Source organism: Natronomonas gomsonensis (genome assembly GCF_013391635.1).
In the GTDB taxonomy this organism is placed as follows: Archaea; Halobacteriota; Halobacteria; order Halobacteriales; family Haloarculaceae; genus Natronomonas; species Natronomonas gomsonensis_A.
The window spans coordinates 710,157-735,019 of record NZ_JACAWU010000002.1 but is presented as its reverse complement, the minus strand read 5'-3'; the positions used below and the strand labels follow the sequence as shown (position 1 = coordinate 735,019).

General features: G+C 65.6%; 28 protein-coding genes and 1 tRNA gene. 16 read left to right on the top strand and 13 right to left on the bottom strand.

Translation table 11 applies throughout. The features are described from left to right. Positions 1–107: 107 nt before the first annotated feature. On the bottom strand, positions 108–1,142 hold the full coding sequence (locus HWX69_RS12240; protein ID WP_178917381.1) for a guanosine monophosphate reductase: 1,035 nt from the start codon (positions 1,140–1,142) through the stop codon (positions 108–110). Positions 1,143–1,207: 65 nt separating this feature from the next. On the opposite strand from HWX69_RS12240, the gene HWX69_RS18285 reads away from it, so the two are divergent. Both HWX69_RS18285 and aroC read left to right on the top strand, forming a co-directional pair. Then, positions 1,208–1,342, top strand: coding sequence for a hypothetical protein (locus HWX69_RS18285; RefSeq protein WP_281361573.1), 135 nt, complete (start codon positions 1,208–1,210; stop codon positions 1,340–1,342). Between the two features lie 87 nt (positions 1,343–1,429). Further along, positions 1,430–2,617, top strand: coding sequence for a chorismate synthase (gene aroC, locus HWX69_RS12235; RefSeq protein WP_178917380.1), 1,188 nt, complete (start codon positions 1,430–1,432; stop codon positions 2,615–2,617). 56 nt (positions 2,618–2,673) lie between these two features. Here aroC and HWX69_RS12230 read toward each other — a convergent pair. Both HWX69_RS12230 and HWX69_RS12225 read right to left on the bottom strand, forming a co-directional pair. Next, positions 2,674–2,757 (bottom strand) — tRNA-Ser (locus HWX69_RS12230). Between the two features lie 40 nt (positions 2,758–2,797). After that, on the bottom strand, positions 2,798–3,520 hold the full coding sequence (locus tag HWX69_RS12225) for a hypothetical protein (RefSeq protein ID WP_178917379.1): 723 nt from the start codon (positions 3,518–3,520) through the stop codon (positions 2,798–2,800). Between the two features lie 59 nt (positions 3,521–3,579). Here HWX69_RS12225 and HWX69_RS12220 point away from each other — a divergent pair, with 59 nt between their 5' ends. Next, positions 3,580–3,795, top strand: coding sequence for a hypothetical protein (locus tag HWX69_RS12220; protein WP_178917378.1), 216 nt, complete (start codon positions 3,580–3,582; stop codon positions 3,793–3,795). A gap of 69 nt (positions 3,796–3,864) precedes the next feature. On the opposite strand, the gene HWX69_RS12215 is transcribed toward HWX69_RS12220, so the two are convergent. Continuing rightward, positions 3,865–4,851: an FKBP-type peptidyl-prolyl cis-trans isomerase gene (locus HWX69_RS12215; RefSeq protein ID WP_178917377.1), complete on the bottom strand. Its 987-nt coding sequence runs from the start codon at positions 4,849–4,851 to the stop codon at positions 3,865–3,867. A gap of 93 nt (positions 4,852–4,944) precedes the next feature. Between HWX69_RS12215 and cyaB the strand changes: the two genes are divergently transcribed. The 5 genes from cyaB to HWX69_RS12190 all read left to right on the top strand — a co-directional run bounded on the left by cyaB (position 4,945) and on the right by HWX69_RS12190 (position 8,779). Then, on the top strand, positions 4,945–5,478 hold the full coding sequence (gene cyaB / locus HWX69_RS12210) for a class IV adenylate cyclase (RefSeq protein ID WP_178917376.1): 534 nt from the start codon (positions 4,945–4,947) through the stop codon (positions 5,476–5,478). A gap of 72 nt (positions 5,479–5,550) precedes the next feature. Further along, the gene (locus HWX69_RS12205) at positions 5,551–6,756 is read left to right on the top strand and encodes a methionine adenosyltransferase (RefSeq protein ID WP_178917375.1); all 1,206 of its coding nucleotides are present in this window, start codon (positions 5,551–5,553) and stop codon (positions 6,754–6,756) included. A 40-nt stretch (positions 6,757–6,796) separates the two neighbouring features. Next, complete coding sequence (locus tag HWX69_RS12200; protein WP_178917374.1) at positions 6,797–7,345, top strand: hypothetical protein; 549 nt, start codon at positions 6,797–6,799, stop codon at positions 7,343–7,345. 64 nt (positions 7,346–7,409) lie between these two features. Continuing rightward, the gene (locus HWX69_RS12195) at positions 7,410–7,862 is read left to right on the top strand and encodes a DUF5804 family protein (RefSeq protein WP_178917373.1); all 453 of its coding nucleotides are present in this window, start codon (positions 7,410–7,412) and stop codon (positions 7,860–7,862) included. Between the two features lie 53 nt (positions 7,863–7,915). Continuing rightward, on the top strand, positions 7,916–8,779 hold the full coding sequence (locus HWX69_RS12190) for an alpha/beta fold hydrolase (RefSeq protein ID WP_178917372.1): 864 nt from the start codon (positions 7,916–7,918) through the stop codon (positions 8,777–8,779). Here HWX69_RS12190 and HWX69_RS12185 read toward each other — a convergent pair. After that, the gene (locus tag HWX69_RS12185) at positions 8,776–9,756 is read right to left on the bottom strand and encodes a PLP-dependent cysteine synthase family protein (RefSeq protein ID WP_178917371.1); all 981 of its coding nucleotides are present in this window, start codon (positions 9,754–9,756) and stop codon (positions 8,776–8,778) included. The genes HWX69_RS12190 and HWX69_RS12185 overlap by 4 nt on opposite strands. Positions 9,757–9,866: 110 nt before the next feature. Between HWX69_RS12185 and HWX69_RS12180 the strand changes: the two genes are divergently transcribed. The 3 genes from HWX69_RS12180 to HWX69_RS12170 are packed head-to-tail and all read left to right on the top strand — an operon-like array spanning position 9,867 to position 12,480. Then, a complete protein-coding gene (locus tag HWX69_RS12180; RefSeq protein ID WP_178917370.1) occupies positions 9,867–11,342 on the top strand; it encodes an HTTM domain-containing protein in 1,476 nt (491 codons plus the stop codon). 36 nt (positions 11,343–11,378) lie between these two features. Next, positions 11,379–12,053 carry an HD domain-containing protein gene (locus tag HWX69_RS12175; protein ID WP_178917369.1) on the top strand — a complete coding sequence of 225 codons (675 nt, stop codon included), beginning with the start codon at positions 11,379–11,381 and terminating at the stop codon, positions 12,051–12,053. Between the two features lie 55 nt (positions 12,054–12,108). After that, positions 12,109–12,480, top strand: a complete 372-nt coding sequence (locus HWX69_RS12170; RefSeq protein WP_178917368.1) for a TlpA family protein disulfide reductase — start codon at positions 12,109–12,111, stop codon at positions 12,478–12,480. Positions 12,481–12,497: 17 nt separating this feature from the next. Here the strand turns inward: HWX69_RS12170 and HWX69_RS12165 are convergent, their stop codons facing one another. After that, positions 12,498–14,603, bottom strand: a complete 2,106-nt coding sequence (locus HWX69_RS12165) for a thioredoxin domain-containing protein (protein ID WP_178917367.1) — start codon at positions 14,601–14,603, stop codon at positions 12,498–12,500. A 139-nt stretch (positions 14,604–14,742) separates the two neighbouring features. Here HWX69_RS12165 and HWX69_RS12160 point away from each other — a divergent pair, with 139 nt between their 5' ends. The 3 genes from HWX69_RS12160 (at position 14,743) to HWX69_RS12150 (ending at position 17,715) form a co-directional block, all read left to right on the top strand. Continuing rightward, positions 14,743–15,522, top strand: coding sequence for a hypothetical protein (locus HWX69_RS12160; protein ID WP_178917366.1), 780 nt, complete (start codon positions 14,743–14,745; stop codon positions 15,520–15,522). Between the two features lie 136 nt (positions 15,523–15,658). Further along, entirely contained in the window at positions 15,659–16,954 is a 1,296-nt protein-coding gene (gene purD, locus HWX69_RS12155) for a phosphoribosylamine--glycine ligase (RefSeq protein WP_178917365.1), read from the top strand. 149 nt (positions 16,955–17,103) lie between these two features. After that, positions 17,104–17,715, top strand: a complete 612-nt coding sequence (locus tag HWX69_RS12150) for a sterol carrier protein (protein ID WP_178917364.1) — start codon at positions 17,104–17,106, stop codon at positions 17,713–17,715. A gap of 1 nt (position 17,716) precedes the next feature. Here HWX69_RS12150 and HWX69_RS12145 read toward each other — a convergent pair whose 3' ends face one another. Further along, on the bottom strand, positions 17,717–18,595 hold the full coding sequence (locus tag HWX69_RS12145) for a winged helix-turn-helix domain-containing protein (protein ID WP_178917363.1): 879 nt from the start codon (positions 18,593–18,595) through the stop codon (positions 17,717–17,719). 42 nt (positions 18,596–18,637) lie between these two features. Next, on the bottom strand, positions 18,638–20,275 hold the full coding sequence (locus tag HWX69_RS12140; protein ID WP_178917362.1) for an NADH-quinone oxidoreductase subunit D: 1,638 nt from the start codon (positions 20,273–20,275) through the stop codon (positions 18,638–18,640). An 87-nt stretch (positions 20,276–20,362) separates the two neighbouring features. On the opposite strand from HWX69_RS12140, the gene HWX69_RS12135 reads away from it, so the two are divergent. Then, positions 20,363–21,025, top strand: coding sequence for a helix-turn-helix domain-containing protein (locus HWX69_RS12135; RefSeq protein ID WP_178917361.1), 663 nt, complete (start codon positions 20,363–20,365; stop codon positions 21,023–21,025). On the opposite strand, the gene HWX69_RS12130 is transcribed toward HWX69_RS12135, so the two are convergent. Beyond that, the gene (locus HWX69_RS12130; RefSeq protein WP_178917360.1) at positions 21,026–21,466 is read right to left on the bottom strand and encodes an RNA-binding protein; all 441 of its coding nucleotides are present in this window, start codon (positions 21,464–21,466) and stop codon (positions 21,026–21,028) included. Positions 21,467–21,470: 4 nt separating this feature from the next. Beyond that, positions 21,471–21,668 carry a DUF1918 domain-containing protein gene (locus HWX69_RS12125; RefSeq protein WP_178917359.1) on the bottom strand — a complete coding sequence of 66 codons (198 nt, stop codon included), beginning with the start codon at positions 21,666–21,668 and terminating at the stop codon, positions 21,471–21,473. Between the two features lie 152 nt (positions 21,669–21,820). Here HWX69_RS12125 and HWX69_RS12120 point away from each other — a divergent pair, with 152 nt between their 5' ends. Continuing rightward, a complete protein-coding gene (locus HWX69_RS12120; RefSeq protein WP_348643014.1) occupies positions 21,821–22,387 on the top strand; it encodes an NUDIX hydrolase in 567 nt (188 codons plus the stop codon). On the opposite strand, the gene HWX69_RS12115 is transcribed toward HWX69_RS12120, so the two are convergent. From HWX69_RS12115 to pyrB, 3 genes are all read right to left on the bottom strand, one after another. After that, positions 22,388–23,254: an alpha-amylase family protein gene (locus tag HWX69_RS12115; RefSeq protein ID WP_178917357.1), complete on the bottom strand. Its 867-nt coding sequence runs from the start codon at positions 23,252–23,254 to the stop codon at positions 22,388–22,390. Positions 23,255–23,452: 198 nt separating this feature from the next. Further along, positions 23,453–23,914, bottom strand: a complete 462-nt coding sequence (gene pyrI, locus HWX69_RS12110) for an aspartate carbamoyltransferase regulatory subunit (protein ID WP_156708147.1) — start codon at positions 23,912–23,914, stop codon at positions 23,453–23,455. Further along, positions 23,911–24,813, bottom strand: a complete 903-nt coding sequence (gene pyrB / locus HWX69_RS12105) for an aspartate carbamoyltransferase (protein WP_178917356.1) — start codon at positions 24,811–24,813, stop codon at positions 23,911–23,913. Before pyrB ends, pyrI begins: the two co-directional genes overlap by 4 nt. Positions 24,814–24,863 lie beyond the last annotated feature (50 nt).

The window sequence follows — 24,863 nt, the reverse complement described above, 5'->3', positions numbered from 1 at the left end:
GGGCCAGTCATAAACCCGACGACAACTGAATAGGGGTTGTACGAGGAGCAGGTCGATTGAGGGTTTGGAGTGTGCCCTGCCACCAGTCGGTAGTCAGCTCCGACGGATCACTTCTTGCGCGCGAACCCGTGGGCGCCGTTTCGCCCCTTCGTCGTCGCGTTGACTTCCATGAACTGGGCGTTCTCCTGGGCGGTCGAGAGGTCGTGAGCGCCGGCATACGAAAAGCCCGACCGGATGCCGGCGACGAACTCCTCGAGATGCGGCGCAACGGGGCCGACGAACTCGGTGACAGCCTCGACGCCCTCGTCGGCGTCGACGTCGCCCTCCTTGTCGTCGCGGTCCTCGGCGGCCGCCGCCGTCGACATGCCACGGGAACGCTTGTACCGCTCGCCGTCGATTTCGACGGTTTCGCCCGGCGCTTCCGCACATCCGGCGAAAAATCCGCCCATCATCACGGCGTCGGCGCCCGCCAACAGCGCCTTGACGGCATCGCCGGAAGTCCGGATGCCCCCGTCGGCGATGGTCGTGATGCCGGCCTCGTCGGCCGCGGCCGCACAGCGCTCGACGGCTGTGAACTGCGGCATCCCGAAGCCTGTCACTTCTCGGGTGGTGCAGTGTGACCCGGGGCCGACGCCGACCTTCACGCAGTCGGCGCCCGCCGCCGCGAGGTCGGAGACTGCTTCAGGGGTGACGACGTTGCCGGCACACAGCGGAGTCTCCGGGAACGCTTCGGCGAGGTCGGCCGTCGCCTCCAGCGTCCGTTCCATGTGACCGTGAGCGACGTCGACGACGAGCATCGAGACGCTCGCCTCGACCAACGCCCGCGCCCGTTCGAGGTGTGCCTCGGCGATGCCGACCGCGGCGGCGACGGAGTGGCCGTCGTCGGCCACCGACCGAACCACCGCGGCCTGTTCGTCGATTGGGAGGAACCGATGGACGACGCCCAGCCCACCGAATTCGGCGACCGCGTGGGCCATCTCAGCTTCGGTGACGGTGTCCATCGCCGCCGTCGTTATCGGCACCTGCAGTTCGATGCCATCGGCCAACTCCGTCGAGAGGTCGACCTCCGAGCGGCTGTCGACCGATGACCGCTGTGGCACGAGCAACACGTCGTCGTACGAGAGTCCCGTTTCGTAGGGCATACGCAAACCTTCCAAGCGTATCCGATACGGCCGTATAAGCCCAGCGGTTTCGGCAGCGTGCGACCGTGGGCTGTGGCTCCACCACCGCCGAACGGTTTTGTTCCGTCGGGATGATGGGCCCCGACCCCGGAATGGTCGTCATCGCCGCGCTGATGCTCGCAAGCGGCGTCATCATGACGGTCCGGGACGACGGGATGTGAAGGCGGTCGGGGAGCAGCCACCTGCCGAACACAGCGTGCGTTGCGTAATTGCAAAACCTAAACCCCCGGCGGTCCCAGAGTCCGACAATGAACGGCAACCGCTTCGGTCGGCTCTTCCAGGTGACCACGTTCGGCGAGAGCCACGGCGACGCGATGGGCGTCACCGTCTCCGGCTGTCCCGCCGGCGTCGAGTTGGACGAGGAGGCCATCCAGTATGAACTCGACCGCAGAAAACCCGGACAATCGAAGATTACCACCTCCCGCGGGGAACCCGACGAGGTGACGGTCAACTCCGGAACGCAGGACGGCTACACCACCGGCACCCCCATCGGCATGGTCATCCAGAACAAAGACGCCCGCTCCGGGAAGTACGAACCCTTCATCACCGCACCGCGGCCCTCCCACGGCGACTTCACCTACTCCGCGAAGTTCGGCACGCGCAACTGGGGCGGTGGCGGCCGGTCGTCGGCACGCGAAACCGTCAACTGGGTGGCCGCCGGCGCCGTCGCAAAGCAGGTACTCGAACAGTCCGACTACGACGTGCGAATCAAGGCTCACGTCAACCAAATCGGCGACATCGAGGCCCCCGACATCACCTTCGAGGAGATGGTCGAACACTCCGAGGACAACGAAGTCCGGTGTGGCCACCCCGAGACGGCCGAGCAGATGCGGGAGTGCATCGACGAATACCAACAGGAAGGCGACTCCATCGGCGGCTCCATCGAGTTCGAGGTCCGCGGCGTCCCACGCGGCCTCGGCGCCCCTCGGTTCGACGCCTTCGAAGCCCGCCTCGGACAGGCCATGATGTCCGTCCCCGCGACGACGGCCTTCGAGTTCGGTCTCGGTCGGGAGGCCCGGACCTACACCGGCAAGGACCGAAACGACGAGTGGACCTTCTACGAGGGCGGCCGCGACGACGTCGTCGCCGAGGAGGGCGACCCCATCCCCGTCGAGAACGACCACGGGGGCCTACAGGGTGGCATCACGACCGGCCTCCCCATCTACGGCGAAGTGACGCTACACGCACCGACCTCGATTCCCAAGGAGCAACAGACCGCCGACTGGGAGACCGAAGAAATCGTCGACGACGCACAGGTCATCGGCCGCCACGACCCCGTCCTCCCGCCGCGTGGCGTCCCCGTCGTCGAGGCGATGCTGTATCTCACCGTGTTGGACTTCATGCTGTTGGGCGGCCGCATCAACCCCGAGCGAATCGACGACCGACCCGGCGAGTACGACACCGACTACCACCCCTCCAGTCCGCGCAACGAGTAGGGTCGCCCTCTTCGTAGCAGTGAATCCATCGCCGTCACTCACGTTCGTTTCAGGAGCGGTGGGGCTGGGATTCGAACCCAGGAGGCCGTGAGGCCATCTGCTCTCAAGGCAGACGCAATAGTCCACTCTGCCACCCCACCGCGTTTCGTCCTATCGACGGACGGCCCTAAGCGTTGTCGGTCACCGCACGAGCGTCAAGCCGTCGTCGTCGGCTTCGACCGCGAGGTCAGAATCCGCAATCCACTCCGCGAGATGCCGCGGGACGATGCGGTCGGCCTTCCGGCGGGTCCGGACGGTCGTAATCGTCTCCGCGAGGTCCGAACCTGTCTCGACGAACGGCTTGGATTCGAGGAAGTCGACCTCGTAGCCGGCGTCGAGTCCGCGGTCGGTGAGCGTCTCGACGGCCGGCGCGGCGAAGGCGTCGGCGTAGTCGATTGTCTCTTTGAACGCCGCGAAGTACACTCGGCCGCCCGGTGCGGGGCCGAGTACGACCTCGCTGCTGCGGAGTTTCATCGCCGACCCGTCGATTTCGGTGCGGGCGAGGAACGCGGCCTCGGGGCGCGTGATGGCGACCGAGCCCTCGTCTTCGGTATCGAGGAGGTGCGTCGCCGTGTTGCCCGCCCGCCCCGAAAAGGTCTCGCCGACCTGCACCTCGAAGCGAACGTCGTCGGCATCCGAATCGACGACGCCGTCGAGGAGGTCGCGGATTTCGGATTCGGCGTCCGCCGAGCGGAAGTTCACCAACAGCGGCCCGCCGCTTTTGTCGACGGCCGAGACGACATCCTTCGTCATCGCGGCGTAGAGGTCGGCCGCCTCGCTCTCCGTGAGCGGCGACGTTTCGACGAGTCGGTCGAGAACTTCGCCCGCTCGTGGCGGGTCGACGAGGACGGCGGTCGTGGTCATACTGGCACCACTCGCGGGAAGGTCTTGAGTTTTATAATCCGGCGCTCGGAGTGTCGGGTATGGAATCGACGAAACCGCTGTCGTTCGCACTCGCCGCACTGGTCGCGCTGTTGGCCGTCGGCGCGGTCGTAGAACTGCTCCGCTCGACGTTCGCCAGTGACTTCGCCGTCGCGGCTATCGCCACGATTGCGCTGGTCGCCGTCGCCGTCATCGGGATGGTCGTCGTCGGTGCGCGAAACCGACAGTGGCTCAGCAATCCCGACTCGTACTGGTAGAATCGCCGGAAAACGCTTTTTTGTTCGTCCGTGCTGTGCGTCTCGAAAAACCGCTGAAACGGACCGCCGTTACAGTTCGTCGGCGATTTCGTCGGCGTCGATGTCGGCCTCTTCGAGGGCCTCCTCGATGTCGACATCGTCGGGGACGCCACCGCCGCCGCCCATACCGCCCATCATACCGCCCATGCCCATCCCCATGCCGCCGCCGTCGAGGATTTCCTGGATGAGAATCCGGTCGATGTCGGTGAGGTCGATGACCTGTTGGGCGATTTGCTGTTTCTGCATCATCCACTGCTGGTTCATCGAGAGCTGGGGCGTCGACTCGACGTAGAGGGTGCGCTTCTCGACGGTCTCGGTGACAGTCTCGGGTTCGGCGTCCTCGTCGTCTTCGTCGTCGGGCTCTTCGACGCGGGTCTCTTCGACCTCGTCGGTTTCGACCCACATCTCGAGGTCGAGGTCGAGGAACATGCCGAGCAGGCCCTTGGCCTGTTCGAGGTCGCCGTCGACCTCTTCGAGAATCTCGTAGTCGTATTCGATGTCCTCGCCGGCCAGCGGGTGGTTGAAGTCGACGCGTGCGCGGCCGCCGATGATGGTCTCGAGAACGCCCTGCTCGCCGTCGATTTGGATGCGAGCGCCGGGGTATCGGTCGTCCTCACCGATCTTGTCGGCCGAGACGGTGCGGACCTGCTCTTCGTCGTACTCACCGAAGGCCTCCGCGGCGGGGACGACGACGCTGCCCTCGTCGCCGACTTCCTTGCCGCGGATGTCGTCTTCGACCTGCGGGAAGAGGTGACCCTCGCCGAGGACGATGACGCGGGGTTCGAAGGTGCCCTGATCGCCGACGCCCTCTTCTTCTGCGACTTCCTCGTCGGTTGTGTCGACGAGGTTGTCGTCTTCGACGGTGCGGGCGGTGTAGGCCAGTCGGATGAAGGCGCCGTCCTGCAGCCCTTCGGCTTCCGCTTCGTCCTGCTCCTCGGTCTCGGTGTCTGTTACTTCTTCCTCGGCCGCTTCGGCCTCGGTGTCGGTCTCCTCGACCTCATCGGGTTCGTCGCTCATACTCGCTACGTCAGCCGTCGCACCCTTAACAATCACGTTTCCCGTCCGCCCGGAGCCGAGGTGCTTTAGTCGACGCCGAGACACCGAAAGTCCATGTACGAAGTCGAGTTGAAGGTCCGAGCCGAGCACGAATCAGTTCGGGAACGGCTCTCGGAGCTCGGTGCCGAGTCGCTGGGGGCGGTCGAACAGGTCGATACCTACTACGACCACCCGGTCCGGGAGTTCGCCGAAACCGACGAGGCGTTCCGCATCCGCCGGGAGATACACGACGAGGAGACGGACACTCGGGTCACCTACAAGGGACCGCTCGTCGAGGCGGCCTCGAAGACTCGCGAGGAACTGGAGACCGGCGTCGCCGACGGCGAAACGATGGCCGGAATCGTCGAGGCGCTGGGATTCGAGGCCGCCGCGACAGTCGAAAAGCGCCGCGAACGGTTCGCCTACGGCGAGTACACCGTGACGCTAGATTCTGTGGTCGGACTCGACGAGTACGTCGAAGTCGAGACCGAAGCCGAAACCGTCGAACCGGCCCGAGAGGGTGCGGAGGACCTGCTGTCGGAGTTGGGTCTCGACGCCGCAGACCAGATTCGAACGTCGTATCTCGGCTTGCTACTCGACGACGTGTAATGCTTCGCGGTAATTTGTCGGTTTGATTTGGTTTCCGTAAGTTATAGAACCGCCGGAGAGCTACTGCGAGTAATGAGCGAGCGAAACATCCGCGTCGAGCCGGTCGTCGGCCGCGCGGTCGAGGACCAAGAGGTCGAAATCGTCGAGCGAAAGGGGTTGGGACATCCCGACTCTATCTGTGACGGTATCGCAGAACACGTCTCACAGGCGCTTGCGTCGGCCTACATCGACCGCGTCGGCAAAGTCCTCCACTACAACACCGACGAGACACAGCTCGTCGCCGGCACCTCAGCGCCCGCCTTCGAGGGCGGCGAAGTCATCGAACCCATCTATCTCCTAATCACCGGCCGCGCCACGAAAGAGTATCAGGGGACGCGAATCCCGACGGAGACCATCGCACTCCGTGCCGCCCGAGAGTACTTCGAGAAGCACTTCCCGCTCGTCGACTTCGGGACGGAAATCATCGTCGACGTGAAGTTGGGCGAAGGCTCCGGGGACCTCCAGGAAGTGTTCGGCGAGGAGGGCCAACAGGTGCCGATGGCCAACGACACGTCCTTCGGCGTCGGCCACGCGCCGCTGACCGAGACCGAGAACATCGTCCTCGAGGCCGAACGACAACTCAACGGCAGGTACAGCGTCGACAACCCCGAAGTCGGCACGGACATCAAGGTGATGGGCAAGCGCGAGGGCGACGAGATCGACGTAACCGTCGCCGCCGCGATGGTCGACCGATACATCGACGGACTGGACGACTACGACGACGCCGTCGGCGGCATCCGTGAGTTCGTCACCGACCTCGCCGAGGAGTACACCGACCGCGAAGTAAACGTCCACGTCAACACTGCCGACGACTACGAGGAAGGCTCCATCTACCTGACGACGACGGGTACCTCCGCTGAACAGGGCGACGACGGCTCCGTGGGCCGCGGCAACCGCGCTAACGGCCTCATCACGCCCAACCGTTCGATGTCGATGGAAGCCACCTCCGGAAAGAACCCCGTCAACCACATCGGGAAGATTTACAACCTCCTCTCGACGGACATCGCGGAATCCGTCGTCGAGGAGGTCTCCGGAATCCGCGAGATTCGCATCCGACTGCTCAGCCAAATCGGCCAACCCATCGACAAACCCCACGTCGCCGACGCGAGCCTCGTCACCGAAGACGGGGTCGAGGTCGGCGACATCGAAGACGAGGTCGAAGCCATCATCGACCGCGAGTTGGCGAACGTCACCTCGATTACGAAGCGCGTCATCGACGGCGAACTGACGACCTTCTGAGCACGGAAAAACTGTATAGGTCCCCCTGTTAGTTTCGGACGTGAATCTGCTGCCCTGGCTGCTCGATTGGCCGCCCTCCCCCGCGACGGTCGCCGTCTTCGTCGTCCTGACGACGCTCAGCGTCGGCACGCTCGTGGTGTTCGGTGGCGTCGTCGACGACGGAACGGACGAGAACGTCACCGTCGAAGAAGTCGATCTCACGGTGGCGTTGAACGACGAGCTGTCGTTTCCCGACGGTGAAAACGGAACCGTACAGACATGCATGGCGAGCGGAACGCCGGGCGACTCCATCAGTGTTCTCGGCGACGTGGTCGTCGAGATACCGCCCGACTCCGGCCGTGAATACGCCGCCGAGCGCTCGGCGACAGTCGAGGTGAGCCTCGCCCACACCGACGAGACGACGACAGCGACGGTCGAGGGACCGGGACAAGAGACGATGGACGTGTTCTGGATAATCGAAGACGACGAGACGCTCTCGGTCGGTGACACCGAGACGGTTCAGGTTCGCGTCCGAATCGATGGCTCACGGGTCACACGCACCACTCGAAACGTGACCGTCCAAGAGGGGTCGCGGTCCTACGACTGCTGACCGTCTCCGAACCGGCCAAGCGTCGGTCCGAAACCGCTTTTTGATGCCTCCCGAATGGAAACCCATGACGAGGGTGTGTCTGGTCGGCAGCGAGGACGTGGAGTTGCGCTACGAACTCGTCAGCCGCGAGACTGCCCGCAACGCACTCGCGACCTACGACCTTCGGGAGCCGTATCGGAACACCGTCGCCTTGGAGACCGTCTCTCTCGGTGCGGCCGTCGCCCTGTTGAACGACCTCAACTGGTATCTGGTCCGCTTCGCCGACGAGTCGCTCGTCCTCGAACCCTCGGTCAGCGACGAAGAGTGGCTCTCCCGTGACCTCGCGGCCGCCATCCGGGACAACGACGTTGCGGCCGAGGACTCAGAGCGTTTCCTGAAGGTGTTCGGCGTCAGCGACGGCGAGTTGCTCGAACCGATGTTCGTCACCCGTACCGGCCACGAACTACCGGAGTACGACCTCCACGAGGTCGACGACACCCTCGTCGTCCGCGTCACCGAAGACGAGTTCGGCGCGTAACGGAGTTCGGTGCGTAGCCGACGGTATTTCACGCCGGCCCCCGACGGGACGGTATGAGCGAACTCGACGCGACGACGCGAGATATCTCCGTGGACGGAACGGACGTTCGCGTGTATGCGGCCGGCCCCGACGAGGGACGCCCGATACTGTTGCTGCACGGCGGCGGGATGGACGCCACCGGCGTCTCCTGGAAAAAAGCGTTCCCGGCGCTTTCGGAGACCCACCGCGTCTACGCGCTCGACTGGCCCGGATACGGCGAGAGCGACCCCGTTCCCGACGAGAAAACCCCACACGTCGATTACTACGTCGACGTTCTGGGTACCGTCCTCTCGGAACTCGACCTCGTCGAGACGACGCTCGTCGGTATCTCGAAGGGAGGTGGCATCGCCCTCGGCTACACGCTCGACCGGCCGGCGCGTGTCTCTCGGCTCTGTCTCGTGGACAGTTATGGTCTCGGTGGCGAGGTTCCGGGGGGTAAAATCGGTGCCGCGTACGTCAAGGCGCCGAAGCTACTGGAGGCCACGTGGTGGGCGATGAAGCGAAGCCGGCGCGTGACGAGAGCCTCCATCGAGAACCTCGTGAACCCGGCGAACCTCGACGAGGAGTTCGTCGACGACGCGGTTCGAGAGGTTCAACGCCCCAACGCCGGCGACGCCTACCGCCGCTTCCAGCGCGCGGAGGTCGGCTGGCGTGGCCTCCGGACGAACTACGCCGACCGCATGTCCGAATTGCCGGTCCCGACGCTTTTCGTCCACGGCGAGGACGACGACCTCATCCCGCTCGAACAGTCGAAGGCGGCGGCCGACGCCGCGCCCGTCGCCGACCTGTTCACGCTCGCTGCGTGTGGACACTGGCCGCCGCGGGAACACCCAGAGGCGTTCGTCGCACGGCTGGACGCGTGGCTCCAGCGGGGTTAATCGAACATCCCGGTCGACATGTAGCGCTCACCGGAGTCCCAGAAGACGGTGACGACGAGCGGGCAATCGTCGGGAATCGGTTCGGGGTCGGCGGGGTCATCGGAGAGGATGCCGACCTCGTTGTCCGGGCCGGGACAGGACTCGACGCCGCGGTCTTCGGCCAGTCGCTCGGCGACCCGTTTTGCGGCCAGCAGGCTGCCGCCCGAGGACTGTCCGACGAGAATGCCCTCCTCGCGGGCGAGGCGGCGACACTCGGCTTCGGCCGATTCGATGTCGACCGTCTCGACGCTATCGAGGAGGTCACGGTCGAGGTTCGGGCTGACGAAGCCCGGGCCCATTCCCTGGAAGTCGTCGTCGCCCGGTTCGCCGCCGGAGAGGACGGCGTTGTCCTCGGGTTCGACGCCGACGACCTCCATCTCGGGGAACGCCTCCTTGAGTCGGCGGCCGGTGCCCGTGATGGTGCCGCCGGTACCGATACCGGCGACGAGGGCGTCGACCGTCCGATCGCCGACCTGTTCGATGATTTCGGCGCCCGTCGTCCGGTAGTGGGACTCCGGATTGGCAGGGTTCTCGAACTGCCGGACCTGGACCATCCCCTCGGCTTCGAGTTCGTCGGCGCGGTCCTTGGCCTCCGAGATGGTTCCGTCGACCAGTTCCAAATCGGCACCGTAGGCGTTCATGATGGCGCGGCGCTCCGGGGACTTCGAGGCGGGCATCACGACCGTGATGTCGTAGCCCTTCGCCGCGGCGACCATCGAGAGCCCGATGCCCGTGTTGCCAGATGTGGGTTCGACGATGCGGTCGCCGGACGTCAATTCGCCGGCGGCTTCGGCGGCTTCGACCATCGCCAGCGCCGGGCGGTCCTTGGCGGAGCCACCGGGGTTCTTCGATTCGATTTTCGCCGCGATGACCGCTCCCGGCGGTGACTCGACCTGCACCAGCGGCGACCCGACCGTACCGAGAATGCCCCGTTTCATAGCCGGCGATTGACCGTCGCGGTATAAAACCTCCCTGAACGCGGGAGGGACTGCCGTCGTCGGGGACAGCACAAGAGCTATCGGCCGCCAGGTGAATCCCCCAGCAACGAATGGCGTCGGGGCTATCGATTCCGCGAACGCTCGAAGCGGTTCGGCCGGCGCTGGAGCGTCGACTCGGCATCGACGCCCGTGGACTCGCTGCGTTCCGAATCGCGCTGGGATGTCTCCTCCTCTTGGATTTGCTGGGTCGTGCCGGGGATTTACGGGCGTTCTACACCGACGCGGGCGTTCTCCCGCGGGCGGCCAACGCGGTGCTGTATCCGACGCTCTCGCGGCTGTCGCTGCACGGCCTCTCGGGAGAGCTGTGGGTACAGGCTACGCTCTTCGTCGTCACTGGCGTCTTCGCAGTCCTGCTCGTAATCGGCTACCGAACGCGGTTCGTTGCGTCTATCTTGTGGCTACTCTTGGCGTCGCTGCAACTGCGGAACTACCTCGTCCTCAACGGCGGCGACACCGTCCTGTTGGTCGCGCTGTTCGTCGGCCTGTTCCTCCCGCTCGGCGAGCGGTGGTCGCTGGACGCCCTCGGCCGCGAGTCGCGAACCCCTCGGCAGGTCGTCGTCGGCTTCGGCACCGCCGCGCTGCTCTCACAGGTCGTGTCGATTTACACGACGAACGCGATTTTCAAGCTCCGGGGGTCGCTGTGGATGGAGGGAACGGCCGTCCGGTACGTCTTCGCCCTCGACCGATTCACCGTTCGACTCGGCGATTTCTTCGCCGGTATCGAGCCGTTGCTCGTCACGATCAACTGGGCGTGGGTCGGCCTGCTGCTCGTCGCACCGCTGCTCGTCGGCCTCGTCGGCCGCGCCCGGACGGCGCTCACCGCCGCGTTCCTCGCGGCCCACGTCGGGATGTTCCTCACCATGGAGTTGGGGCTGTTCCCCCACGTCATGGTGGCCTGCCTGCTCGTGTTCCTGCCACCGTCGGTGTGGGACCGAATCGAGCGTCTGCTCTCGGGTGTGATGAGGCAACTGGAGGGGCGACTGACGACCGTGGAGGGTCACCCGAGGGTTCCCCTCGGGCCGTCGCTCCCGGCTTCGGTTCGACGCTCTGTCCACCGCATTGCCCCTGCTGCGACGGCGACGATACTCGTCGTCGGACTGCTGTGGCAAGCCGCGTCGGTCGGCTACCTCTCGGTACCCAACGATTCCCCCGTCGACCCCGAAGACCACAGTTGGAAGCTGTTCGCGCCGGACCCCCCGACGACCGACGGTTGGTTCGTCGTCGAGGCCACTCTCGAATCGGGCGAGACGGTCGACGCCTACCCCCACGCCGACACCGGATTGGACCGGCCGCCGGACGTTGCTGCGACGTACCCCAACGCCAGATGGCGAAAGTACCTCTCGGAGGTCCGTAGTGGTAGCGAGACGGAACGCCGGGCGTTCGCCGCCTATCTCTGTCGGAGCACGGACGGCCCCGTCGAATCGGTCACCGTCGGCTTCGTCCGCGAGGAGATTCGACTCGACGATCCCAACCCGACCGAGTACGTCGAGTTCGGGACCTACGACTGTTCCACAGTCGGCCGGTGACGACGGTTTGAAGCCAACGGCGTCGGTGGGGTTCGTATGACCGATCCCTCCCAGTCCGTCCACGAGCGTGCTGTCCCTCACGACATCGACCCGCTGTTCGAATCCGTCGCCGCCGAGATGGAATCGTGGCTCGGCGACGACACCACCGGCCACGACATGGCCCACGGCTGGCGGGTGTTCCACACCGCCTTGGAGTTGGCCGACGACTACCCCGACGCGGACCGTGAGGTGTTGGGTGCTGCCGCCCTCGTCCACGACATCCACCGCGCGATGGGCGCCGAGTCGGGCGAGTTCGTCCACCCCGAAGACTCCCTCGAAGCGGTCGAAGCCGTCCTCGATGCCGCGGAGTTTCCGGTGGAGAAACGGGATGCGGTTCACCACTGTGTCGCGCTGCACGAGGAGTACGAGTTCCGTGGAAATCGACGGGACGGCGACGGCATCGAGGTCGACCTCCTGCGGGACGCCGACAACCTCGATGCGATGGGCGCCGTCGGCGTCGCTCGGTGTTTCGTCTACTCCGGCGCCCACGACCGGCCGATGTGGACGCCCGACTCCGAGGAACCCTCCGCTATCGACCACTTCCACGAGAAACTGCTGAACCTCCGCGAGGAGATGCACACTGACGCAGCCCGCGAACGCGCCGCCGAGCGCCACGCCTTCCTCGAAACCTTCCTCGAACGGTTCGAAGCGGAGTGGTATGGCCGGCGCTGACGCCGGCAGGACCGGGGAGCGCGTTCCTTAAGAAGCGTGCGACGAATCGATAGATATGGAACTGGAAACGATGCGGCCGAACCCGGTGTGGGACGCCGAGTCCTACGACGATGCGGTCGCGACTTTCGAGGCACGCGCCGACGACATCGTGGTGAAGGTGTGGGGCGGCGACTGGTGTAAGGACTGCCGCTCGCAACTGCCCGATTTCGGCGCGGCACTCGACGCCGCTGGCATCGAGAATGTCGAGCACTACCCCGTCGAGAAGGAAGACGACGGGAGCAAGACCGGCCCGAACGTCGAGGAGTACGGCATCGAATTGATTCCGACCGTCGTCGTCGAGGACGCCGAGACTGGCGAGGAACTCGCTCGCTTCGTCGAGGAAGAAGACGTGCCGATTGCGGTGTACCTCGCAGAGCAGTTGGCATAACCGCGGCTAATTTTCCCTTAGAGGTCTTCCGCCCACTCCAGCGCCGCGCCCATGTCGTGTTGTGGCGGCGAGCAGGTGAACGACCGACAGGCGTAGACGGTGGGTTTGCCGTCGCGAGCCTCGCGGTTGGCCCAGATGGGCGGCACTTCTTCGAGTCCGAGCGTGTCGACCCACTGCTCGACACCGTCCTCTGAGGGCGGTCGAACGGTGAGAAATCGAGTCGGGAGATACCGCTCCGACAGCGACGTTCGCCACTGCTCGGGCAGGTGGTCCGCTGCGACGGTCAACTCCAGGGCGCCGACCGCGCGGTCGTCGGCCGCGAGCGCGAGCGAGGCGTGCGACAGCGGGTCCGAATCCAGCTTCGACGCGTGGGTCTCGAGGACGGTTTCGGCGATTTCGTCGAACCCCTCCTCCGGGGCGACGTGGGCGAGGTTGGTGAGCAACTGGACGGCGACGCCACTCGAGGACGGCGTCGACGTGTCGGTGAGTTCCTGCGGTCGCGCGACCAGCGACTCGCCGTCGACCGGCGTGAAGTAGAGCGTTCCCTCCGTGTCGTCGTAGAAGGCGTCCCGGACGACCCGCCCGAGTTCGAGCGCGAATTTCAGAAACGCCACGTCGCCGGTGGCCTGATACGTGTCGAGTGCGCCACGGCCGAGGAAGGCGTAGTCTTCGAGGTAGCCCTGAATCCCCACGTCGTCGTCCTTCAGTCGGCGGTTCAGTCGGCATTCCTCGGCGTCCCACAGCCGGTCCATACAGAAGGTGAGCGCGTCCTCGGCCGCCGCCGCGTATTCGCTGTCGAGGGTCAAAGCACCCTCCGCGAACGCCGAAATCATCAGCCCGTTCCAGCCGGCGAGTACCTTCTCGTCACGCGGCGGGCGCGGGCGCTCGCTTCGGGCGTCGAAGGCCTGCTTGCGGGCGCGCTCGAGTCGGTCGCGTATCTCACCCGGCGTCCGCTCGTGGCGTTCGGCCAACTCCTCGATGGACGCCGATTCGGTGAGGACAGTCGTCCCGTGCTCGAAGTTCCCCGCCTCGGTGACGCCGTAGCGGTCACGGAAGATTGCGGCGTCGGTGTCGTCCTCGACGGCCTCCTCGACCGTCTCGGGCGTCCACACGTAGAAGGCGCCCTCCTCGCGCTCGCCGTCTTCGTCTTCGCTTTCGGCGTCGAGCGTCGAGTAGAAGCCACCGTCGGGGTGGGTGAGTTCCCGCTGGACGAACGTGAACGTCCCCCGGACGGCCTCGGCGTAGCGTTCGGTGCCGGTCAGTTGGTAGCCGGCCAGCAGCGCCCGCGGAATCTCCGCGTTGTCGTACAGCATCTTCTCGAAGTGTGGGACAGTCCACTCGCGGTCGACGCAGTAGCGGTGGAAGCCGCCACCGACGTGGTCGTAGAGGCCGCCGGAGACCATCGCGTCGAGTGCCTCCGTCGCAACCTTCCGGTACTCCCTTCGTCCGGTCCGGTCGAAGCCTCGCAGGAGCAGATGAACCCGGCCGGGTTGGGGGAACTTCTGGCCGCGACCCCACCCGCCGTGTTCGCGGTCCGCGCCGCGGACGGCGGCGCTGGCGGCCGAATCGACGAACTCGGCGTCCGGCACCTCCCCTGGTGTGTCGGGGGTGTCCTCTAACTCCCCCGAAACCGCGTCGGTCCACTGCTCGGCGCGGTCCTCCATCTTCTCGCGCCCCTCGGGGTCGTTCCAGGACTCGGCGATGCCGTCGAGCACCTGCCCGAAGGCGGGCATCCCCTGTTTCGGCTCGGGTGGGAAGTACGTCCCCACGTGGAACGGTTTCCCTTCCGGGGTGAGCCACACCGATAGTGGCCAGCCGCCGTTGCCGCGGACCAACTGACAGACGGTCATGTACACCGAGTCAACGTCGGGGCGTTCCTCGCGGTCGACCTTGATTGGGACGAAGTTCTCGTTGAGTTGCTCGGCGATGTCGGGGTCCGAGAAGCTCTCGTCCTCCATGACGTGACACCAGTGGCAGGCGGCGTAGCCGATAGAGAGGAATATCGGGACGTCGCGCTCTTCGGCGAGTTCGAGGGCCTCCTCGTCCCACTGTTGCCATGCGACGGGGTTGTCGGCGTGCTGTTTGAGGTACGGCGAAGACGCCTCGTCGAGGCGGTTGTCCATACCGACAGTCGGGTCGCCACGGTAGTAAACGGCGTGGCTTGCGAGACGCCGAGCGAAGCGAGGTCTCGATGGGAGCGGCGACGAACGGAGCCGCGAGCGATTAGCGGGTTATTTGAGTCACCGGCCTGTCGTGGGCGATATGAAGCTCTCTCGTAGGGACGCCCTCCGTGCCGGCGGTGGGTTGCTGGCGGCCGGCCTCGCCGGCTGTATCGAGCAGCGCGTGACGCGCCGCGAGACCAGAGTCGAGACGTCGACAGCGTGGGTGTTGAACCCGGGTGTCGGCGCGGAACTCGACGGCGCGGCGTTCGGTAACTACGTCGATTCGATGTCCGACCGCTACGGCGACAGCGGCGTCTGGGGCATCGAAAGCGAGACACCGGACACACTGGACACCGCCTACGTCCAGCGGCTGGCGCTCTCCCGGGAGACGCCCGCCGACCCCGGCGGCAGCGAGTCGAGTCTGAACCCCGACGACGTCGACCCCGACGCGCCGCTTCTGTACGTCGACGCGTCGGTGTCGGTGTACGAAATCGGCGAGAACCGCTATCGCTACTGGCTGTGGGTCGCCGCCGACGCCGCCGACGACCGTCTGGTGCGCAACGTCGACTTGGCGATGCTCTCGGCGAACGTCGAACTCCGGGACGGAACGGTGGCCGACAGCGCGCAGTTCTCCCGAAGCGGCGGTGAGGCAACTGTCTCCCTCGGCGGGGCGCCGTCGGCGACGTTCCCGCTCAACGAGACGACCGAGAACCTCGAGACGAACAGTGACCGCACCCAGAACGGCGCGTTCAGCGCCGAGTGGACCGGGAGCGTCGATGGCATCCAGTCGCTCAACGGCGTCTTAGAGGAGCGCCGAACCGGTGACCACGACTTCTTCTGGACGGTCGGCGCGGCCTACCAGTTCGACGAGAACGTCTGAGTGGGGTTGCGCGCAGAGCGCGCAACCGATACCGTGGCGGCAAAGCCGCCGCGCGGCCGCCGGATACTCACGTTCCTGCACACTTCGTCGGCGCCCAACAGCAACGTTTACACTTCTTTGCCCACCGGTTTCGCGTATGACAGAGACCGTACTCCTCGTGGGTGGCGGCGGACGCGAACACGCCATCGCCCGGGCCGTCGCCGAGGCTGACGACGCCGAACTGTACGCCTGTGCGTCGAACCGCAACCCCGGCATCACCGACCTCGCAGAGGGGTTCGAGGAAGTCGACGAGACTGACCCCGATGCCATCGTCGAGTTCGCCGAATCCGTCGGCGCGACGCTGGCCGCAATCGGCCCCGAGTCCGCGTTGAACGCGGGTGTGGCCGACGCTCTCGACGACGCCGGCGTCTACGCCTTCGGCCCCCGAGAGGCCGAGGCGCGCATCGAGACGGACAAGGCCTTCCAGCGGGAGTTCATGCAGGACCACGCTATCCCCGGTTGTCCCGACTTCGAGGTCTTCGAGGACGGCGAGGCCGCCGCCGACTACATCCGCGAGTACGACGGCGACCTCGCCATCAAGCCGCGCGGCCTCACCGGCGGCAAGGGCGTCCGCGTCACTGGCGACCAGATTACCAAAGAGGAGGGCGTCGAGTACGTCCTCGAAAGCGACTACGACGCCTACATCCTGGAGGAACGGCTCGTCGGCGAGGAGTTCACCGTGCAGGCGTTCGTCGCCGACGGCCAGTATCGCGTCTCCCCGGCCGTCCAAGACCACAAACGCGCCTACGAGGGCGACGAGGGGCCGAACACCGGCGGCATGGGGTCGTACTCCGACGCCACCTTCGAGTTGCCGTTCATGACGGAGGGCGATTACACCGACGCCGTCGAAATCATCGACGCGGTGGTCGAGGCGATGCCCGACTACAAGGGCATCCTCTACGGCCAGTTCATGCTCACGGCAGAGGGTCCGAAGGTCGTCGAGTTCAACGCCCGCTTCGGCGACCCCGAGGCGATGAACACGCTGCCGGTGCTGGAGACGGATTTCGTCGAGTTGCTCGTCGCCGCACGGGAGGGTGAGGAACTGCCCGAACTCACCTTCTCGAATCAGGCGACCGTCTGTAAGTACGCCGTCCCCGAAGGATACCCGACCGACCCCGAGGCCGGCGCGAAAGTGAACATCGACCCAGACAGCGCCGGCGAGGCGCTGCTGTTCTACGCCAGCGTCGACGCTCGCGACGACGGCGTCTACACGACGACCTCCCGTTCCTTTGCCGTCGTCGGACTGGCCGAAACCATCACCGGCGCGGAAGCCATCGCCGAGGAGGCGCTGGCGAAGGCCGGCGAGGAGGGGCTTCGCGTCCGCCACGACATCGGCAAGGCCGAACTCCTCCAGCAGCGCATCGACCACATGAGCGAGATTCGCGGCGAGTAGGGAACCCGCGTAAACGCGGCAGCAGCCTTTTTATACGGTCGGTCGTCGTTCGCGGCAAGACCAATGCCACCGTTTCCGACAGAACAGTGGTTAGAAGAGTATAGACGCCACCTCAACGACAGCGATGCCTTCGCGGAACTCGGCGAGGGATGGGCGAGGGCTTCGACGGCGACGTGCTGTACGTCATCACCGACCTTCCCATCGACGAGACGACGCTCGGTGAGTTGCCCGAGGCAACGCTCGATGGCCTCCCCGACCACGTCTACGAGACGGTTTCGGACGTGACCGTCGCCGACGCCCCGGAGACGTTCGCGCCTATTCAGTCCGGCATCCGCGAGGATTTAGCTGACAAACTCGACCAACTGGAGTCCTACGTCGTCGACGGGACGGTGTACGCCTACGTCGGGTTGGAGGACGGCCGCTGTACCGAGTTCCAGGTCCTCGACGGTCCCGAGGCCCGCGAGACGGGCTTCGTCATGCGCGGCCCCTACGAGGTGTGGCGTGACATCGTCGACGGCCGCCCCTCGTCGTCGGCCGTCGTGACCGGCGAGTTGTCGGTGAGTGGCAATCGGCTTCGGCGGCTGCGGTATGCCCCGATGTTCCAGCTGCTCGGCTCGGTCGCCAGCGAGGTGGAGACGACGCATCTCTTCGATGGCGGCGAGTCCACCTCGACGCCGCTTCTCGATACCGCGATGCGGGGACGGATGGTCGCCGAACGGGAGACGCACCGAAGCGTCAAGCGAACGCTGGAGTTGTTCTGATTCAGGACCGTTCCTCGTCGATGACGTTCAACTCGTCGTCGACCACAAGCGTCAGCGTCTCGCCCTCGCAGTGAACCGCGAGTTCGAACTCCCAGGGGTCCCTCGAGCGAACGGTCAGATAGTTGTCCGTCATCACGAACTCCAACTCCCAGTGGGGAATCGCGGTCACGTCGACAGCGTGGTCGTGGAAGAAGGAGACAACGGCGGGATGATGCAGCAACGCCAACCCGACTGTCATGTACTGCTCTCGACCGCAGTGGTCACAGGAGCGATGGCAGAACACGTCGAGGCGTTCGGTCCCGTCGGCCCACGCGACCGTATCGCTGTCGAGGAACTCCAGTGCCATCGGGTTCGCACAGACCGGACAGACGCCGTCGGCCGACAGCCCCATCCCGTGGCGGTTGTACTGGTCGACTCGCGTCAACAGTTCGCTCCGGTCGCCCTCGACGGCACTCGGCGGGAGCGTCGTCCGCGCGTAGAGGTGTCCGCACCCCGAACAGGTCATCGTGAACAGGCCGTCGTCGTAGGCGGCCTCGACCGGCGACTCACAGAAGTAACAGTCGAACTCGGCGTCGAACCCCTCGACCGTGAGACTTCGGCTGAACGCCCCGGCTTTGATTGCGCGATACAGCGCCAGGCCCGGCGGGCGGAGCACGTACCCGTCGTCGGTCTTCTCGACGAACGGGCCGACCAGTTTCTGGAGGTGGTAGTTGAACTGGCCGCTATCGACGTCGCTGTCGACGCGCTCGCGGAGTTCCGAGAACGACACGCCCTCGTGTGGTGTCTCCCCGAGGACACGGAGGATGCCCGCCCGGAGTTCGTTGCCGACGAGCGCGAAGGCCTCCTCGGCGGTCGTTTCCGACGTCTCGCCGTCCGTCATCGACTGTCCGCAGTCACGGAGGGATAAGGAATCTTTGGGTGGTCAACGGTCGACTTCGCCCATGATAGTGTCGAGGCTGCCGAGCGTCGCGATGAGGTCCGGAACGTACTCGCCTTCGGTCATCGCCGGCAGCGCCGAGACGTGGGAAAAGGACGGTCCGCGAATCTTGAACCGGGCGGGCTTGTCGGTGCCGTCCGAACGGATGTAGATGCCGAGTTCGCCCTTCGCGGCCTCGACGGCGCGGTAGATTTCGGTGTCGGGGTCGGGCTTGAGCGTCCGCGGGACGTTGGCCTGAATCGTCCGCTCGTCTTCGGGCCACGATTCGAGCAGTTCGACACACTGCTCGATGATTTTCGCGGACTGCTCGACCTCTCCGAGACGGACTAGCAGTCGGCTGAGGTTGTCACAGCCGTCTTCGGTCACCACGTCCCAATCCAACTCCTCGTAGTAGCCGTAGGGGTCGTCCCGGCGCAGGTCGTAATCGACTCCCGACCCACGGGCGACGGGGCCGGTACAGCCGTAGGCCTTCGCCATCTCCGGCGGCAGTTCGCCGACGCCGACCGTCCGGAGTTGGAGTATCTCGTTGGAGGACAGCAGGTCGTGATACTCCCGCATCTTCGCCGGCAGGCCCTGTGTGAACGACCGAACCTTCTCGAAGAACGCCTCCCGGTCACCCGGGATGTCCCACGACACCCCGCCCAACCGGAAGTAGTTGAACATGAGCCGCTGGCCGGTCAAATCCTCGAGAATCTCCTGGACGAGTTCGCGGTCCCGGAAGGCGTACTGCCAGGTGGCGTTGAAATCGCCGACCACGTCGAGTGCGTAGGCGCCGACGGCGAGCATATGCGAGAGGATGCGGCTCAATTCGGCGGCCATCGTCCGGATGAGTTGTGCGTACTCGGGAACCTCGATGTCGGCGAGGTCCTCGGCCGTGCGGGCGTAAGCCCACTCGTTGAGGATGCCGCCACCGCCCCAGTCCCAGCGGTCGGGATACGGCATAATCTGGTGGCGGTAGGTGCCCTGCTGGCACATCTGCTCCTCACAGCGGTGGATGTAGCCGATGTCGGGTTCCACGTCGGCGACCGTCTCGCCGTCCAGTGTGACTGCGAGATGTAAGACGCCGTGGGTTGCCGGGTGATGCGGTCCGATGTTGATAAGCATCGTATCGCCCCGCCGCTCGTCTTCCTGCAGAGGGTTGGCGTGTTCGCGGTAGGGAACTACCTGCGACGCTTCGGGGTCGTAGTCGGGCGCCATCGGGTGGCCCTGCCAGGTCTCCGGCAGCAGGATGCGGCGCAGGTCGGGGTGGCCCTCGTACTCGATACCGACGAGGTCGTAGGCTTCCCGCTCGTGCCACTCGGCGGTGGGATACACCGACGCACCGGACTCACTGACCGACTCGTCGCTGGTCGTCGGGACGACGACGCCGAGTTCCTCGGTCGGGTCGTCGTACTTACGGAGGTGATACACCGTCTCGTAGCGGTCCTCGTAGGCCTGGGCGGTGACGCAGGCGCAGTGGTCGTAGCCGAGCGAGCGGGCCGCTTCGAGAGCGTCCGCGACCTCGTCGGCGCGGACGACGACTGCTGGGGCGTTCTCGTGGGTTTCGTAGCCGATTGCGAACTCCGAAAGCGCCTCGGGGACGGGTATCTTCGAGCGCTGTTGGGCGACGGCGTCGGTCGACATACGCGAGGATACCGGCGGCATCGGGGCGTGAATACAGCCTCACGAGTTCGGTCTTTTAAGTTGAGCGCGGGCGAACGTCCCGCAACGATGAAGTCCCTCCGCTGTACCCTGCGGTTCGAAGAACGGGCGATGCACCCGGTCCACCGTCGACTCACGCGAGACGAGGCGCTCGTCAACGACCAACTGCTCCACAGCCACCGCACCGATGACGGCCGTGCGACGATGCTGTTTTACGTCGAGGGCGACCGCGAAGCCTACGCCGACGCGCTGGAGGCGACAGACCGCATCGTGGAGTATCGAATCACACCACTCGACGAGGAGTCCTGTTACGCCTACATCAGAGAGCAGTCCAGCGAATTCGACATGCGACTGGAGGACGCCTTCCAGCGGCCGGGGCTGCTCGTGATTCCGCCGGTGGAGTTCCACAGCGACGGCACGGCCCGACTGACCGCGGTCGGCGAACCCGAGGCGCTGCAGACGGCTCTGGAAGACGTCCCGGCGGCCGCCAGCGTCGATATCGAACGCGTCGGGGAGTACGACACGCCCGAACTGACTTCGGGCGTCGACCTCACCGACCGGCAGTACGAGGCCGTCGTCGCGGCGTTCGACGTGGGCTACTACGACGTTCCGCGGGCGGGAACCGTCGAGGAGGTCGGCGAACGGCTCGGCTGTGCGCCGGGCACCGCCTCCGAACACCTCAGAAAAGCCGAGCGGGCCGCGATGGGGGCCCTGATGGACCGCAACGCGTAGTCAGTCGCTGGCCTCGGCCAACTCCTGAAGCGCCTCCTCGGCCGTCTCGACCGCCTTCTCCTTCTTGGCGGGGTAGGCTTCGACCTTGCCGCGGAGCATCAGCCCCGTCCCGAGTTCGACGTCGCCCTTGTAGGCGGCCTGCTTGTCGAGTTGGATGAAGAAGGCGCAGTTGTCGTCGACGCGCTGGTCGAGTTCGTCGATGAGTCGCTGGAAGTCCTCCAGCCGCGCCAACGCCGAGAGGACGTGCCGCACCTCGTCGGCGCGTTCGAGTCGCACCGACAACACGAGGATACGGTCGCCGTGGTGGCCCTCGGTCTCTTCGCGTTCGATATCGACGTCTTCGGGGAGAAACGTCCGCAGCGCCGCCTCGACCCGCTTTTCGTCCTCCGTCGCATAACAGAACGCGCGCAGGTCGACGTAGTGGAACGGGACGGCGCTCATCGGCTCACTCCTCGTCGTCTTCGTCAGCGGCGGCTTCCAAGGAATCCTCGGGGATACCCGCTTCCTGTCCTTCCTCGAACTGGACGATGTAGGTGTTGTCGCCGAACATCGTCTCGGAGACCTGCGTCACCTCACCGGTCTCGCCGTCGTACTCGCTGTGCTTGTCGTGGAAGACGACGTTGTCGCCCTTCTCGAATGCCATACCCGCGGATTCTCGCCCGTGCGGAAAAAGCCCGTCGTTTCCCGGTTCGAACGGCTTTTGGGACGGTGGCACGAACGGCCGTGTATGACCGTCCCTGCCGTTCGTACACGCCGCCCTCCCTCTCTCCCCGCTTCGGAGGAGGTGACGAGGCCGTGACGACTGTCGACGGCCTCTGGTATCTCGCCGACGAGGCCGAACAGCGCGCCGCACAGGCCTACCATCGAACCGTCGACGCCTACGGCGAAGGTCTCCTCGAACGGACCTACCGCAAACACGTCTCACGCGGGCGGTTCCGGACGCTCGCCGAACGCATTCAGCGCAGCGGCGCACCCTACGGTGCCCACACGCTCGTGTACCGTCCGTCGGGGGAGGTTCTCCTCGTTCGTCACGAGGGCGTCGATCTGTGGGTTCTCCCGGGCGGTGGCGTCGACGGCGCTGAGTCGTTCCGCGAGACAGCCGAGCGGGAACTGCAGGAAGAAGCCGGCGTCGATGCGGTCTACGACGGCCTGGCGATGCTCAACCGCGTCGAGATTACCTGTGGGGGTCACCGGACGTGGGGCGTCCTCCCGGTGTTCTGTGCGCGGGCGGAGACGACGGACACGGCGATAGCCGACCCCGACGACGAAATCAGCGCGGCGCGGTGGTTCGACCCGCCGTCGGTCCCCGAGGACACCCGCGACCGCGAGGACCTCATCGACGCCGCACGCGCGGTCGCCTGACTACCACTCGACGCCGTCGCTCTCGTCGGCGTCCATTCGTCGCAACAGTGCCCGCGCCGTCGAGGCGTCGTAGCCGAACAGCACCGACTCGCCGTACTCGCCGGCGACTTCCGCGGCGTGAATCAAATCGTCGATGTCCACGTCGACAGCGTAGAGTTCGATGCTGAGTGGCGTCTCGAGGCGGTCGGCGAACCCGCTGGCGATGGTCTCGAGCCAGTATGTCGTCCCGTAGTGAGTGTCGTACAGCGGGACGACGAACTCGTCGACGTACTCCTCGATTGCGTCGAGGTCGATGCCGGCGCGCTTGTAGAGGTGGCCCTCGTAGGGGTCCGGATACAGCGTCATGTAGGTGGTTCCCGGAATCCGGTCTGCGGCCGCTTCGACGAACTCGGTGATGACCGCTGCGCGCCACTCGTAGCGGTCCTCGACGGTCGTCTCCTCGGGCGGCGGGCCCTCCCCGTTTCCGTGCCGCGTCTCGACCCACGACTCGAAGGCCGCGTTACAGCGGTCACAGTAGCAGTACTCCGCCCGCGGGAAGCCGATGTCGTCGAGCCGAACGTCGGGGTTGACTTCGGCGCAGTCCTCGATTATCTCCAGTAGGCCGTCTCGGTAGCCCTCGTGGGTCGGACAGACGTAGGCCCAATCGAAGTACGTCCGCTCGCGGGTTGCGCGTTGGCCATCGGGGTTGACGGGGACGATATCCTCGTTGCCCTCGGCGGCAGCGTTGTCACCGAAACACGACACCATACTCACCGCATCCGCGATGGGGTCCGCAGAGCGTCCCGAGACGTCTTTCACCTCGTAGAACGCGCGGTCGAACTCCGGCCAGCGCGCCTCCTCTTCGTTTCGCGTGACGACGCCGTACATACACGTAGTCGGCACTCGGCGTGGGTAAGTCGTTCGGAAGAGTAGTTGGGTGGCGGTACGCTTACTGTTTCTTCACGTACAGCAGGACTGCTGCAGCGAGGAGGACCAGCGCGATGGCTTTCTTCGACATACAGTATCACGGACGAACCCGAACGGCATAGTCTTTCCCCCGGCAGACTGCGGTCGGCCCGTCGCGCCCTACGCGACGCTGATGTGTGCGGCCAGCGACTCCCTGATGATGGTGTCGCAGTAGGCACAGCGGACGCCTTCATCGAGGACGTCGAAGCGCGATTCGACGGGTTCGTTTTCCGTGGTGATGCAGTTGGCGTTCGGACACGACAGCACGCCGAGGACGCTCTCGGGGCGGGAGACGCGGTGTTTCTCGACCACGTCGAACTCGCGGACGATGTTGATGGTCGCAGCGGGCGCGATGAGCGACAGCACGTCGACCTCGTTTTGACTCAGTTCTCGCCCCTCGACCTTCACGATGTCCTTGCGGCCGAGGCGGTCGGAGGGGACGTTCATCCCGACGGAGACCTCCTCGCCGGAGGAGCCGTCGATGCCAAGGATGGCGAGGACGTTGAGCGCCTGCCCGCCGGCGATGTGGTCGATGACGGTGCCGTTTTCGATTTTCGAGACGCGGAGTTCTGTGTCGGTCATAGGATTGAATCGAGCAGTGCCATTCGGACGGGGACGCCGTTGTGTGCCTGTTCGAAGTACGTCGCGTACTCCGTTTCGTCGATTTCGGGTGCGATTTCGTCGACGCGCGGCAGCGGGTGCATCACCGTCAGGTCGTCCTTGGCTTGCTCCAACAGTTCGGCATCGATGCGGTACTCGCCCGCTATCTGCCGGTACTCGTTCTCGTCGGGGAACCGCTCCCGCTGGATACGGGTGACGTACAGCACGTCGAGTGCTTCGAGGACGTTCTCGATGTCCGTGTGTTCGCGGACCTGCGCGCCTGCCTCGTGGAGGTCGTAGCGAACGCTACGCGGCAGGCGCAGGCTCTCGGGGCTGATGAAGTGCTGGCTGGCGTCGAAGTTCGTCAGCGCGTGGGCAAGCGAGTGGACCGTCCGACCGTACTTCAAGTCGCCCATGATGCCGATGGTGAGGTCGTCGAAGCCGGCGTTCTCGCGGATGGTGTAGAGGTCCAACAGGGTCTGTGTGGGGTGTTGGCCCGCGCCGTCGCCCGCGTTGATGACGGGCACGTCGACGAACTCGCTGGCCAGTTTCGCGGCGCCCTCGGAGGGGTGTCTGAGGACGATGGCGTCGGTGTACCCCTCGATGACGCGAACGGTGTCGGCCAGCGACTCGCCCTTTTTGACCGACGAGGACTCGACGCTCCCCATGTCGACGGTGTCGCCGCCGAGCCGCTTCATCGCGGTGTCGAAGGACATCTTCGTCCGCGTGCTCGGCTCGAAGAACAACAACCCGAGGAGGTCGTTGTCGTGGGAGTGGGCGACCGCGCCGGGGTCGTCGGCGATTTCGGCGGCGCGGTCCAACACCGCCTCGATATCGCCACGCGACAGCTGCTTCGCGCTTATCAGGTAATCGTGGCGCATTACCGAAAGACCCGCCCCGGACGCTCTTGAATCTCCCGACCCGACCGGAC

What these genes read in the sequence shown, in the direction of transcription:
- HWX69_RS12240 (WP_178917381.1), bottom strand. Translation starts at nt 1,142, where the DNA reads ATGCCCTACGAAACGGGACTCTCGTACGACGACGTGTTGCTCGTGCCA.
- aroC (WP_178917380.1), top strand. Translation starts at nt 1,430, where the DNA reads ATGAACGGCAACCGCTTCGGTCGGCTCTTCCAGGTGACCACGTTCGGC.
- HWX69_RS12225 (WP_178917379.1), bottom strand. Translation starts at nt 3,520, where the DNA reads ATGACCACGACCGCCGTCCTCGTCGACCCGCCACGAGCGGGCGAAGTT.
- HWX69_RS12220 (WP_178917378.1), top strand. Translation starts at nt 3,580, where the DNA reads ATGGAATCGACGAAACCGCTGTCGTTCGCACTCGCCGCACTGGTCGCG.
- HWX69_RS12215 (WP_178917377.1), bottom strand. Translation starts at nt 4,851, where the DNA reads ATGAGCGACGAACCCGATGAGGTCGAGGAGACCGACACCGAGGCCGAA.
- cyaB (WP_178917376.1), top strand. Translation starts at nt 4,945, where the DNA reads ATGTACGAAGTCGAGTTGAAGGTCCGAGCCGAGCACGAATCAGTTCGG.
- HWX69_RS12205 (WP_178917375.1), top strand. Translation starts at nt 5,551, where the DNA reads ATGAGCGAGCGAAACATCCGCGTCGAGCCGGTCGTCGGCCGCGCGGTC.
- HWX69_RS12195 (WP_178917373.1), top strand. Translation starts at nt 7,410, where the DNA reads ATGACGAGGGTGTGTCTGGTCGGCAGCGAGGACGTGGAGTTGCGCTAC.
- HWX69_RS12190 (WP_178917372.1), top strand. Translation starts at nt 7,916, where the DNA reads ATGAGCGAACTCGACGCGACGACGCGAGATATCTCCGTGGACGGAACG.
- HWX69_RS12185 (WP_178917371.1), bottom strand. Translation starts at nt 9,756, where the DNA reads ATGAAACGGGGCATTCTCGGTACGGTCGGGTCGCCGCTGGTGCAGGTC.
- HWX69_RS12180 (WP_178917370.1), top strand. Translation starts at nt 9,867, where the DNA reads ATGGCGTCGGGGCTATCGATTCCGCGAACGCTCGAAGCGGTTCGGCCG.
- HWX69_RS12175 (WP_178917369.1), top strand. Translation starts at nt 11,379, where the DNA reads ATGACCGATCCCTCCCAGTCCGTCCACGAGCGTGCTGTCCCTCACGAC.
- HWX69_RS12170 (WP_178917368.1), top strand. Translation starts at nt 12,109, where the DNA reads ATGGAACTGGAAACGATGCGGCCGAACCCGGTGTGGGACGCCGAGTCC.
- HWX69_RS12165 (WP_178917367.1), bottom strand. Translation starts at nt 14,603, where the DNA reads ATGGACAACCGCCTCGACGAGGCGTCTTCGCCGTACCTCAAACAGCAC.
- HWX69_RS12160 (WP_178917366.1), top strand. Translation starts at nt 14,743, where the DNA reads ATGAAGCTCTCTCGTAGGGACGCCCTCCGTGCCGGCGGTGGGTTGCTG.
- purD (WP_178917365.1), top strand. Translation starts at nt 15,659, where the DNA reads ATGACAGAGACCGTACTCCTCGTGGGTGGCGGCGGACGCGAACACGCC.
- HWX69_RS12150 (WP_178917364.1), top strand. Translation starts at nt 17,104, where the DNA reads ATGGGCGAGGGCTTCGACGGCGACGTGCTGTACGTCATCACCGACCTT.
- HWX69_RS12145 (WP_178917363.1), bottom strand. Translation starts at nt 18,595, where the DNA reads ATGACGGACGGCGAGACGTCGGAAACGACCGCCGAGGAGGCCTTCGCG.
- HWX69_RS12140 (WP_178917362.1), bottom strand. Translation starts at nt 20,275, where the DNA reads ATGTCGACCGACGCCGTCGCCCAACAGCGCTCGAAGATACCCGTCCCC.
- HWX69_RS12135 (WP_178917361.1), top strand. Translation starts at nt 20,363, where the DNA reads ATGAAGTCCCTCCGCTGTACCCTGCGGTTCGAAGAACGGGCGATGCAC.
- HWX69_RS12130 (WP_178917360.1), bottom strand. Translation starts at nt 21,466, where the DNA reads ATGAGCGCCGTCCCGTTCCACTACGTCGACCTGCGCGCGTTCTGTTAT.
- HWX69_RS12125 (WP_178917359.1), bottom strand. Translation starts at nt 21,668, where the DNA reads ATGGCATTCGAGAAGGGCGACAACGTCGTCTTCCACGACAAGCACAGC.
- HWX69_RS12115 (WP_178917357.1), bottom strand. Translation starts at nt 23,254, where the DNA reads ATGTACGGCGTCGTCACGCGAAACGAAGAGGAGGCGCGCTGGCCGGAG.
- pyrI (WP_156708147.1), bottom strand. Translation starts at nt 23,914, where the DNA reads ATGACCGACACAGAACTCCGCGTCTCGAAAATCGAAAACGGCACCGTC.
- pyrB (WP_178917356.1), bottom strand. Translation starts at nt 24,813, where the DNA reads ATGCGCCACGATTACCTGATAAGCGCGAAGCAGCTGTCGCGTGGCGAT.